This window comes from Micromonospora sp. NPDC050980, assembly GCF_040653835.1.
Lineage (GTDB): Bacteria > Actinomycetota > Actinomycetes > Mycobacteriales > Micromonosporaceae > Micromonospora.
On the sequence record NZ_JBFAGS010000049.1, the window covers coordinates 1 to 12,909 of the forward strand.

The 12,909-nt window shown below is 75.5% G+C and carries 2 protein-coding genes; both read left to right on the forward strand.

From position 1 onward, the window contains the following. Nucleotides 1-44 precede the first annotated feature (44 nt). Nucleotides 45-10,949 carry an SDR family NAD(P)-dependent oxidoreductase gene (locus AB0H28_RS29700; RefSeq protein WP_358047349.1) on the forward strand — a complete coding sequence of 3,635 codons (10,905 nt, stop codon included), beginning with the start codon at nucleotides 45-47 and terminating at the stop codon, nucleotides 10,947-10,949. 192 nt (nucleotides 10,950-11,141) lie between these two features. Further along, nucleotides 11,142-12,909: beta-ketoacyl synthase N-terminal-like domain-containing protein (locus AB0H28_RS29705; protein WP_358047352.1), on the forward strand; the 1,768-nt coding region annotated here is incomplete at its 3' end.

Genomic DNA, 12,909 nt, shown 5'->3' on the forward strand with positions numbered 1-12,909 from the left:
CCGCGATCGCGCACCTCGACTTCGCCGCGCCGCGCATCCCCGTGGTGTCCAACCTGACCGGTGAGCCGGTTGAGCAGTTCACCGCCGGCTACTGGATGCGGCACGTGCGCGAGGCGGTGCGCTTCGCCGCCGGGGTGCGATGGCTCGCCGAGCACGGCGTGACCCGATGCCTGGAGATCGGGCCGGCCGCCGTGCTCACCCCGATGGCCCGCGACGTCGCCGGCGACCTCACCAGCGTTCCCGCCCTGCGCAAGGACGCCGGAGAGGACCGCACGGTGCTCCAGGCCCTCGCCGACCTGCACGTCGCCGGGCACGACGTGGACTGGGCGGCGGTGACCGCAAACCCCGGCGGCACCGTGATCGACCTGCCCACGTACGCCTTTCAGCACGAGCGGTTCTGGCTCGACCCCGGCCGGCGGCCCGCGTCCACGCCCGACGCCGGACCCGGCGACGCCGGCTTCTGGGACGCCGTCGACCGCGAGGACCTCACCGGGCTCGCCGGAGTGCTCGACGCCACCGACGACCTGCTGCGCCCGGTGGTCCCGGTGCTGTCCTCCTGGCGGCGCCGCAACCGGGCGGCCACCACCGCCGACGCCTGGCGGATGCGCGCCGCCTGGCAGCCCCTCGACGCGCTGCCGGCCGGCACACTGACCGGCGCCTGGCTGCTCGTCGCCCCGGAGAACGTCGACCCGTCCGGCGTCCGGGACGCCCTGGCGGCGGCCGGCGCCACGGTCCGGCTGGTGACCGACCTCGACCGGCTCGGCGACCACCCGGACCTGACCGGCGTCCTCGCCCTCACCGGGCCGGCCGACGAATCCGACCCCCGCCACCCCGGGGTCCCCGCCGGAATCGGCGCCACCCTCGACCTGATCCGGGCCCTCGCCGCCGCGGACATCGCCGCCCCGCTGTGGTGCGTCACCCGCGGCGCGGTCTCGATCGGCCGCTCCGACCCGCTGCGACGGCCCGCCCAGGCCCAGCTCTGGGGCCTCGGCCGGGTCGCCGCGCTGGAACTGCCGCACCGCTGGGGCGGCCTGATCGACCTGCCCGACACCCTCGACACCAAGGCCGGCGAGCGGCTCGCCGCGGCGCTCGCCCAACGGACCGAGGACCAGATCGCGGTACGCGCGTCCGGTGTCTTCGGTCGCCGCGTCACCACGGCGCCGATTGACCGGACGGCCACACCGTGGCAGCCGCGCGGCACCACGGTCGTCACCGGCGGCACCGGGGCGCTCGGGGCCGAGGTGGCCCGCCTGCTGGCCCGCCGGGGCGCGCCGCACCTGCTGCTCACCAGCCGCCGGGGCATCGACGCCCCCGGGGCGCGGGCCCTTGCGGCCGAGCTGGTCACCCTGGGCAGCCGGGTCACCGTCGCCGCGGTCGACGTCGCCAACCGCGACGCGCTCGCCGCGGCCCTCGACCGCATCGACCCCGACGTGCCGGTGCACGCCGTGGTGCACGCCGCGGGCGTCGCGCCCTCGCTCGACCTGGCGCACACCGACACCGCCGCGTACGCCGATGCCGTCACCGGCAAGGTGCTCGGCGCGGTCCACCTCGACGAACTGCTCGCCGGCGCCGAACTCGACCGGTTCGTGGTCTTCTCCTCGATCGCCGGCATCTGGGGCAGCGGCGGCCAGGCCGCCTACGCCGCGGCGAACGCCCACCTCGACGCGCTGGCCGCCGCGCGTACCGCCCGGGGCGCCCCGGCGACGGCCGTGGCGTGGGGCCCGTGGGCCGAGATCGGCCTCGCCGCCGACGACGTGGCCGCGGAGCATCTGCACCGCCGGGGCCTCCGCGCGATGCGACCGGCCCTGGCCATGACCGCGTTCGCGCGGGCCGTCGACCACTGTGACACCGAACTCGTCGTCGCCGACGTCGACTGGCCGCGGTTCATCGACGCGTTCACCGCCGGGCGACCGAGCCGGCTCTTCGACGGCTTGGCCGTGTCGTCCGCCGGGACGCCGGCGGCCCCGACACCGGCGGTCCGGATCGAGCTGCCCGCGCTTCTCGACCTGGTGCGGGTACGGGCCGCCGCGGTGCTGGGCTTCGCCGACGTCACCGAGATCACCCCGACGACGGCGTTCCACGACCTCGGCTTCGACTCGCTGACCGCGGTCGACCTGCGCAACGCCCTGCAACGGGAGCTGTCCCTGGCCCTGCCCTCGTCGTTGGTGTTCGACCACCCGTCCCCGCAGGCCCTGGCCCGGCACCTGCACGACCTGCTCGGCGGCGGCACCGTGACGGAGGTGAGCACCCCCGGGCACGTGCCGGTGACCGGCGACGACATCGTCATCGTCGGGATGGCCTGCCGGTATCCGGGTGGGGTGGAGTCGCCGGAGGACCTGTGGCGGCTGGTCGCGGACGGCGCGGACGGCACCTCCGGCTTCCCGGTCGACCGGGGCTGGCAGGTGCCGGCCCGCACGCCCTACGCCCAGACCGGCGGGTTCGTGCACACCGCCGCGCAATTCGACGCGGGTCTGTTCGGGATTTCGCCGCGTGAGGCGGTGGCGATGGATCCGCAGCAGCGGTTGTTGTTGGAGGTGTCGTGGGAGGCGTTGGAGCGTTCGGGGGTGGATCCGTGGTCGTTGCGGGGTCGTCCGGTGGGTGTGTTCGTGGGTGCGTCGAACTCGGGGTACTCCGCTGACGGTGGTGACGGTCATGTGTTGACGGGTACGGCGAACAGTGTGCTCTCGGGTCGGGTGTCGTATTCGTTCGGGTTCGAGGGTCCGGCGATGACTGTGGACACGGCGTGTTCGTCGTCGCTTGTGGCGTTGCATTTGGCGGCGCAGGCGTTGCGCTCGGGGGAGTGTGATCTGGCGCTTGCGGGTGGGGTGACGGTGATCACGGGTCCGGAGGTGTTCGCGGAGTTCGCCCGTCAGGACGGGTTGTCGTCGGACGGCCGGTGCAGGTCGTTCGCCGGGGGCGCGGACGGGACGGGTTGGGGCGAGGGCGCGGGGATGCTGCTGGTGGAGCGTCGCGGTGACGCGGAGCGCCTCGGACACCGGATCCTCGCCGTCGTCGCGGGTTCCGCGATCAATTCCGACGGCGCGTCGAACGGCCTGACGGCGCCGAACGGGCCCGCGCAGCAGCGGGTGATCCGGCAGGCGCTGGCCAGCGCCGGGCTCTCCACCGCCGACGTGGACGTGGTGGAGGCGCACGGCACCGGCACGAAGCTCGGTGATCCGATCGAGGCGCAGGCGTTGTTGGCCACCTACGGGCAGGATCGTGCGCGGCCGTTGTGGTTGGGGTCGATCAAGTCGAACATCGGTCACACGCAGGCCGCCGCCGGTGTCGCTGGGATCATCAAGATGATTTTGGCGATGCGTCATGGTGTGTTGCCGGCGACGTTGCACGTCGACGAGCCGACCCCGCACGTCGACTGGACCGCCGGGGCGGTCGAGCTGCTGACCGAGGCCCGGTCGTGGGAGTCGGAGGGTGGTCCTCGACGCGCCGGCGTGTCGGCGTTCGGGATCAGCGGCACCAACGCCCACCTGATCCTGGCGGAACCGGCCGCGCAGCCGGCCGTGGTCGACCCCCCCGAGGTCGAGGGTCCGCTGCCGTGGCCGGTGTCGGCGCGGTCGGCGCAGGCGTTGGCCGGGCAGGTGCGGCGGTTGCGCGACGTCGTGACCGCCGACCCGGAGCTGGACCGGGCCGCCGTGGCGTGGTCGCTGGCCACCGGGCGGGCCGCGCTGGAGCATCGCGCGGTCCTGCTGGGCGGCACGCCCGACGAGGTCCTCGCCGGCCTGCGGGCGTCCGCCGGGCCCGACGCCGTCCGTGGCCACGCGGCGGTGGTGTCGGGTGTGGTGTCCGAGGGTGCGCTGGCGTTCCTGTTCACCGGTCAGGGCGCGCAGCGCGTCGGCATGGTCCTGCGGTTGGCGGACCGGTTCCCGGTGTTCGCGGAGGCGTTCGACGCCGTCTGCGCCCGCTTCGACCAGATCCTGGACGTGCCGCTGCGCGACGCGATCGACTCCGACGCGATCCATCGGACGGTGTACACGCAGGCCGGCCTGTTCGCCGTCGAGGTCGCGTTGTTCCGGCTCGTCGAGTCGTGGGGCGTCATCCCGGACCATCTGCTGGGCCACTCGATCGGTGAGATCGCCGCCGCGCACGTCGCCGGGGTGATGTCCCTGGACGACGCGGTCACGCTGGTGGCGGCGCGCGGGCGGTTGATGCAGGCGCTGCCGACCGGCGGGGCGATGCTGGCGGTGCAGGCGACCGAGGCAGACGTCCGGTCGGTGCTGCCCGACGGCGTCGACATCGCGGCGGTGAACGGCCCGACCTCGGTCGTGATCTCCGGCCCGGCCGAGGCGATCGACGAGGTGGCGTCGCGGTTCGCCAAGACCACCCGACTGACCGTGTCGCACGCGTTCCACTCCGCGCTGATGGAGCCGATGCTCGCCGACTTCGCCGCCGCGATCGCGCACATCGACTTCGCGGCGCCACGGATTCCGGTGGTGTCGAACCTGACCGGGGAGCCGGTCGCGGAGTTCACCGCCGACTACTGGGTGCGGCACGTGCGCGAGACGGTGCGTTTCGACGACGGCATGTCCTGGCTCGCCGAGCACGGGGTGACCCGCTGCCTGGAGATCGGCCCGGCGGGCGTGCTGTCCGCGCTGGCCGCCCCGGAGCTGACCTACGTCCCGGCGTTGCGCAAGGACCGCGACGAGGTCGCCACGGTGCTCGACGCGGTCGCGAAGCTGTGGACCCTCGGCGTGCCCGTGGACTGGACCGCGATCCTGCCCGACGCGCCCCGGGTCGACCTGCCCACCTACGCCTTCCAGCACAGGCACTACTGGGCCGAGCCGGTCACCGCCTGTCGCCACCACGGGAACCAGCCGGCCGCCGGCGACACCTGGCACCACCACGTCACCTGGCGACCGCTCGACCTCACCCGGACCGCGCTCGCCGGACGCTGGCTGGTGGCCGCCGCCCAGGGCACCGACCCGCACCACGTCACCGCCGCGCTCACCCGCGCCGGCGCCGAACCGGTCCGGCTGCCCCTCACACCCCACGACGACCGCTACTCGATCGCCGACCGGCTGCTCGACGAGGCGTTCGACGCCGTCGTCGTGCTGCCCGGCCCGGGCGACGACGGCGTCCTCGTCACCACCGCCCTGCTCCAGGCGCTCGGCGACGTGGAATCCGCCGCCCCGCTGTGGTGCCTGACCCGCGGGGCAGTGAGCGTCGCGGCGTCCGAACCGCTCACCGACGTCGCCGCCGCGCAGGTCTGGGGGCTCGGCCAGGTGGCCGCGCTGGAACTGCCGCACCGCTGGGGCGGCCTCGTCGACCTGCCGCCGGTGCTCGACGAACGGGCCGGCGACCAGCTCGTCGCGACGCTGAGCCGGCGCGACGAGAGCCAGGTCGCGATCCGCGCCGCCGGCGCCTTCGCGCGTCGGCTCGACCGGGCGCCCGGCACCGGCGCCGAGTTCGTGCCGCCGGACGGCCCGGTGCTGATCACCGGCGGGACCGGCGCGCTCGGCGCGCACGTGGCGCGCTGGCTCGCCGGGGCCGGAGTCGGCCGGCTGGTGCTGACCAGCCGACGCGGCCCCGATGCGCCCGGCGCCGCCGAGCTGCTGACCCAGCTGACCGCGCTCGGCGCCGAGGCGACCGTGGCGGCCTGCGACGTCACCGACGAGGCCGCGCTGCGCGAGCTGGTCGCCGCGTACCCCTGGCGGGGCGTCGTGCACGCGGCCGGCATCCTCGACGACGGCGTCCTGGAATCGCTCACCCCGGAGCGGATCACCGAGGTCGCCCGGGTCAAGGTGGGCGCCGCCCGTCTGCTGGACGAGCTGACCGGCGACCTCGACATGTTCGTGCTGTTCTCCTCCGTGGCCGGCACCATCGGCAGCCCCGGACAGGCCAACTACGCGGCGGCGAACGCCGGTCTGGACGCCCTCGCCCGGGACCGGCAGGCCCGCGGACTTCCGGCCACCTCGATCGCCTGGGGCCCCTGGGCCGACGGCGGCATGGCCGGCGGCGACGCGGTCGGCCGGCGGCTGAGCCGAGGCGGACTCGCGCCGATGGAACCGGCGCGCGCGATGGCGGCGTTCGCGTCGGCCGTCGCCGACGGTGAACCGGCCGTCCTGGTCGCCGACGCCGACTGGCCGGTGCTGGCCACCGGCCGCGCCGACCGGCTGCTCGACGTGCTCGCACCCGTCACGCGGCCGGACGCCGCCGGCGCGGCGGTGGCGGCCGACACCTCCCCGGCCGAGCTGTGCCGGGTGGTCTGCGAGAGCACGGCGCTGGTGCTCGGCCACGGCTCCGCCGCCGACATCGACCCGGACCGCGCCTTCCGCGACCTGGGCCTGGACTCGCTGACCGGGGTCGAGCTGCGCAACCTGCTCACCCGCGCGACCGCGACCCCGCTGCCGGCGACGCTGGTCTTCGACCACCCCACCCCGGCCGCGCTCGCCGAGCACCTGCACGCGCAGCTCACCGGCACGGCAGCCGGGCCGCGGGAGCCGGTGACCCCTCCGGCGCACGACGGCGACGACCCGATCGTCATCGTCGGCGTGTCCTGCCGGTTCCCCGGCGGCGTCACCAACCCCGACGAGCTGTGGGAGTTGCTGCTCGCCGGCGGCGACGGCCTGTCCGGCTTCCCGACCGACCGGGGCTGGGGCGCCGGCCTGCCGGTCGGGGTCGGCGGTTTCATCGAGGACGCCACCGCCTTCGACGCCGAACTGTTCGGGGTGTCGCCGCGCGAGGCGCTGGCGATGGACCCGCAGCAGCGGGTGCTGCTGGAATCGGTGTGGGAGGCGTTCGAACGGGCCGGCATCGATCCGGCGTCGCTGCGCGGCAGCCGCACCGGGGTCTTCGCCGGCACCAACGGCCAGGACTACACCGGCGTTGTGCTCGGCTCCGGTGACCCGCTCGTCGACGGCTTCGTGAGCACCGGCAACGCCGCCGCCGTGCTGTCCGGCCGGATCGCCTACGCGTTCGGGCTGGAGGGCCCGGCGATGACCGTGGACACCGCCTGCTCCTCCTCCCTCGTCGCGCTGCACCTGGCCACGCAGGCCCTGCGGGCCGGGGAGTGCTCGCTGGCGGTCGTCGGCGGCGTGACGGTGATGTCCACACCCGGCGCGTTCGTCGAGTTCGCCCGGCAGGACGGCCTCGCCGCCGAAGGCCGGTGCAAGGCGTTCGCCGCGGCCGCCGACGGCACCGGCTGGGCCGAGGGCGCCGGCGTGCTCGTCGTCGAGCGGCTCTCCGACGCCCGGCGGCAGGGACACCGGATCCTCGCCGTCGTCCGGGGCTCCGCGATCAACTCCGACGGCGCCAGCAACGGCCTGACCGCGCCGAACGGGCCGGCACAGCAGCGGGTCATCCGGCAGGCGCTCGCCTCGGCCGGTCTCGCCCCGGCCGACGTGGACGTGGTGGAGGCGCACGGCACCGGCACCCGGCTCGGTGACCCGATCGAGGCGCAGGCGCTGATCGCCGCGTACGGGCAGGACCGGGACCGGCCGTTGTGGCTCGGCTCGATCAAGTCGAACATCGGCCACACGCAGGCCGCCGCGGGCGTGGCCGGCATCATCAAGATGGTGCTGGCGCTACGCCACGGCGTGCTGCCGCCGACGCTGCACGTGGACGCCCCGACCCCGCACGTGGACTGGTCGGCCGGTTCGGTCGAGCTGCTCACCGAGGCGCGGGACTGGCCCGCCGGGGACCGCCCGCGCCGCGCCGGCGTCTCGTCGTTCGGCCTCAGCGGCACCAACGCGCACACCATCCTGGAGGCGTACCGGCAGGAGCCGGCCGACGTCGACATCCCGGCCGGCCCGGTGGCCTGGCTGCTGTCGGCGAAGACCCCCGCTGCCGTACGCGAGCAGGCCACGCGCCTCGCCGCCCAGCCGGACCAGGACGTCTTCCGCGTCGGCCACGACCTCGCGCTGGGCCGCCGCGCGCTCGAGCACCGGGCCGTGGTGATCGGCGCGCAGCCGGACGACTTCTCAGCCGGCCTCGCCGCGCTGCAACGCGACGAGCCGGCCGGCAACCTGCTCCGCGGGGAGGCGACCCGCGGCGGGCTCGCCTTCCTGTTCTCCGGGCAGGGCTCGCAACGCCCGCGGATGGGGCACGGGCTGTACCAGCGGCACCCGGTCTACGCCGAGGCGTTCGACGCCGTCTGCGCCCGGTTCGACGGGCTGCTCGACACCCCGCTGCGTGAGGTCGTCCTCGGCGGCTCCGAGCTGATCCACCGCACCGACCACACCCAGGCCGGGCTCTTCGCGGTCGAGGTGGCGCTGTTCCGCCTGCTGGAGTCGTGGGGCGTCACCCCGGACCACCTGCTGGGTCACTCGATCGGCGAGATCGTGGCCGCGCACGTGGCCGGCGCGCTGTCCCTCGACGACGCGGTGACGGTGGTCGCCGCGCGCGGGCGGCTGATGCAGGCGTTGCCGGCCGGCGGGGCGATGCTCGCGGTGCAGGCCTCCGAGGCCGAGGTACGCGACGCGCTGATGCCGTACGCGGACCGGCTGGGCATCGCGGCGATCAACGGGCCGACGGCGGTCGTCGTCTCCGGCACCGCCGAGGCGATCGACGAGCTGGCCCCCCGGTTCGCGAAGACCACCCGGCTCACCGTCTCGCACGCGTTCCACTCCCCGCTGATGGAGCCGATGCTCGACGCGTTCGCCTCGGCGATCGCGGACGTCACGTACCGGACCCCGCGCATCCCGGTGCTGTCCAACCTGACCAACGAGCCGGTCGAGAGCTTCTCGGCCGACTACTGGGTGCGCCACGTCCGGGAGGCGGTCCGGTTCGCCGACGGCGTCGGTCACCTGGCCGGCGTCGGTGTCACCCGGTTCGCCGAGCTGGGCCCGTCCGGGGTGCTGGCCGGCATGGTGCAGTCGTGCCTGGCCGACCGGGACGGCGGCTTCACGCTCGCCCCGATGTTGCGCGGCGACCGGGACGAGGCGACCGCCGTGCTGCACGCGACCGCCGCGTTGCACGTGGCGGGGGTGGACGTGGACTGGGCCGCGGTCTTCGGCGGTCACCGCGGCCGGCTGGCCGACCTGCCCACGTACCCGTTCCAGCGGCAGCGGTTCTGGCCGGAGGTCACCGCCGCGGCGCGTCCCGCCGCGGCCTCCCCGACCGACGCCTGGCGCTACGCGGCGGCCTGGCAGCGGATCGACCCGCCGGCCGCGCCGCGGCTCACCGGGAGCTGGCTGGTCGTCACCGCGGGCGAGGGCGCCGCTGACGTCGTCGCGGCGCTGCGGGCGGCCGGCGCGGACCCGACCGAGCTGGTCCTCGACGCGGGCGTCGATCGGCGCGACCTGGCGGAACAGCTCGCCGACCGGCCGGAACCGGCCGGCATGCTGTGCGCGTTCCCCGACGCCGGGGCCGCCGCCCGGCTCACCACGCTGCTGCAGGCGCTCGACGACGCCGACGTGCTCACCCCGCTGTGGTGCCTGACCCGCGGCGCGGTGTCGATCGCCGCGGTCGAGCCGCTCGGCGACCCGGCCCAGGCCCAGCTCTGGGGGCTCGGCCGGGTGGCCGCGCTGGAGTTCCCGCGTCGCTGGGGCGGCCTGGTCGACGTGCCCGCGGCGCTGACCGCGCGGGACGCCGACCGGCTGGCCGCGGCGCTCACCGCCGCCGGCGAGGACCAGCTCGCGGTACGCCCCGCCGGGGTCTTCGTCCGCCGCCTGCGCCCCGCCGCGGCGCCCGCGGCGGCGACCCCCTACCGCCCGCGCGGCACGGTGCTGGTCACCGGCGGCACCGGCGCGCTCGGCGCGCACACCGCCCGCTGGCTGGCCGCCCGGGGCGCCGAGCACCTGCTGCTGGTGTCCCGCCGCGGCCCGGCCGCGCCGGGCGCCGCCGACCTGGTCACCGAACTGGCCGGGCTCGGCACCCGGGCGACCGTCGCGGCGTGCGACGTGGCCGATCCGGCGGCGCTGGCCGCGTTGCTCGCGACCGTGCCGGACCTGACCGGCGTGGTGCACGCCGCCGGGGTCAACGGGCTCACCGGGCTGGCCGCCGTCACCCCGGCCGAGTTCGCCGAGGTGCTGCACGGCAAGGTCGCCGGCGCGGTCAACCTCGACGCGCAGACGGCGGACCTGGACCTGTTCCTGGTGTTCTCGTCGATCTCCGGGGTGTGGGGCAGCGGCGGCCAGGCCGGGTACGCGGCCGGCAACGCGTTCCTCGACGCGCTCGTCCGCTCCCGCCGCGACCGCGGACAGGCGGGCACCGCGATCGCGTGGGGTCCGTGGGCCGGTGCCGGCATGGCCGCCGACCCGCAGGCGCAGGAGTACCTGCGCGGTCGCGGACTGGCCGCGCTGGAGCCGGCCGCCGCCATCGCCGCGCTGGAACGGGCGGTCGACGGCGGCGACGTCGAGGTGGCCGTCGCCGACGTGAACTGGGAGCGGTTCGCCGGGACCTTCACCGCCGGACGGCCGTCCGCGCTCTTCGCCGACCTGCTCGCCGGCGAACGGCCGGCCGCCGCGCCCCGGGCGACCGCCGGTCTGCGCGAGCGGTTGCTGCCGCTGCCGCGCGGCGAGCAGGCGGAGGAACTGCTGACGCTGGTACGCCGGGAGGTCGCCGCCGTCCTCGGGCACCCGGGCATCGCCACCGTGCCGGGCGCCCGCGCGTTCAAGGAACTCGGGTTCGACTCGCTGACCGCGGTCGAGCTGCGCAACCGGCTCAGGGCCGCCACCGGCGCCGAACTACCGGCCAGCCTGGTGTTCGACCACCCCAGTCCGGCCGCGGTGGCCACGATGCTGCACGACCTCGTCGTCGGGGCGCCGGAGTCGGCGGTGGAGCCGTTCCTCGCCCAGCTCGACCACCTGGAGGCGGCCGGGGCCGAACTCGACGGTGTCGCCCGCGCCCGGGTCGCCATGCGGCTCAACGCGTTCCTGTCCCGGTGGCACACCGGACGCCCGGTCCAGACCGCCGAGACGACCCCCGACGAGTTGATGTCGGCAAGCGACGACGAGCTGATCGACTTCATCAAGCAGCAGCTCGACCAGGCGTGACGGCGGCCGGGGGCCCTCGGGCCCCCGGCCCCGGGTAGGGGTTGTTGGCCTTCCGAACCCGCTCATAGGCTCCGGTCAAACAGCAGTGTCGTGCCGGGCGGCCAGTGCTCACCCGGTTCTCCATCGTCAATTCCGCGATCGCCGGAACGGCTGATGCTGCCCGGAAAACGCTTGCCTGGACGGGTGAAACGAGTGGCGGACGAAGAGAAGTATCTCGGCTATCTCAAGCGGGTCACGACCGATCTGCGGCACGCGCGCCGCCGGTTGCGGGTCGCCGAGTCCCGCGAGCGCGAACCGATCGCGATCGTCGGGATGAGCTGCCGGTATCCCGGCGGCGTCACCTCGCCGGAGGAGCTGTGGCAACTCGTCGCCGACGGCCGCGACGGCGTCGGTGACTTCCCGACCGACCGCGGCTGGGCCACCGGCGGCGGCGACTACCGGCGCGAGGGCGGCTTCGTCCTCGACGCCGGCGACTTCGACGCCCGGCTCTTCGGCATCTCGCCGCGCGAGGCACTCACCATGGACCCCCAGCAACGCCTGACGCTGGAAGCCTGCTGGGAGGCGGTCGAGCGGGCCGGCATCAACCCGCAGGGCCTGCACGGCGACCAGGTCGGCGTGTTCATGGGCGCGCCGGTGTCCGGCTACGGCCTCGGCGCAGCCGACCTGCCGGCCGGGTCCGACGGGCACCTGCTGACCGGCACCGCCGGCAGCGTCGTGTCCGGTCGGGTGGCCTACGCGCTCGGCCTGGAAGGTCCCGCCGTCACCATCGACACCGCCTGCTCCTCGTCGCTCGTCGCGCTGCACCTGGCCGCCCAGGCGCTGCGGCAGGGCGAGTGCTCGATGGCGCTCGCCGGCGGCGTCACCGTGATCACCAGCCCCGGCATCTTCGCCGAGTTCGACAACCAGGGCGGCCTCGCCGGCGACGGCCGCTGCAAGCCGTTCGCCGACGCCGCCGACGGCACCGGCTGGTCCGAGGGCGTCGGCGTGCTGCTCGTCGAGCGGCTGTCGGACGCCCGCCGCAAGGGCCACCCGATCCTCGCCGTGGTCCGGGGCAGCGCCGTCAACTCCGACGGCGCCAGCAACGGGCTGACCGCCCCAAACGGCCCCTCCCAGGAACGCGTCATCCTGCAGGCGCTCGCCAACGCACGGCTCGGTCCCGACGACGTCGACGTGGTCGAGGCGCACGGCACCGGCACCCGGCTCGGTGACCCGATCGAGGCGCAGGCGCTGATCGCCGCGTACGGGCAGGACCGGGACCGGCCGTTGTGGCTCGGCTCGGTCAAGTCGAACATCGGGCACACCCAGGCGGCGGCGGGGGCGGCCGGCCTGATCAAGATGGTCATGGCGATGCGGCACGACACCATGCCGCGCACCCTGCACGTGGACGCGCCGAGCAGTCACGTGGACTGGACCGCGGGCGCGGTCGAGCTGCTCACCGAGGCCCGCCCCTGGGCCCCCGGCGACTCCCCGCGGCGGGCCGGCATCTCCTCCTTCGGGGTCAGCGGCACCAACGCGCACGTCATCCTGGAGGAGGCGCCGTCGGCCACCGTCCCGGCCGAGGACGAGTTCGGCGACACCGACGGCGAGCCCGCCCCGCAACTGGCCGAGGCGGCCCCGGTCGTCGAGGCCCCGGCGGTGCTCCCGTGGGTGCTGTCCGCGCGGACGCCGGAGGCGTTGCGGGCCCAGGCCGGGCGGCTGCGGGAGTTCGTGCTGGCGCGGCCGGATCTGCGGCCGGTGGACGTGGGCTCGACGCTGGTGGCGTCGCGGGCGTCGCTGGAGCACCGGGCGGTCGTCGTGGGCTCGGATCTCGCGTCGTTCGCGGCGGCGCTGGCCGAGGTCGACGCCGGTTCCGGCGGCTCGGGCCGGACCGCGTTCCTGTTCACCGGTCAGGGTGCGCAGCGCATCGGGATGGGTGCCGGTCTGGTGGGGCGGTTCCCGGTGTTCGCGGAGGTGTTCGACG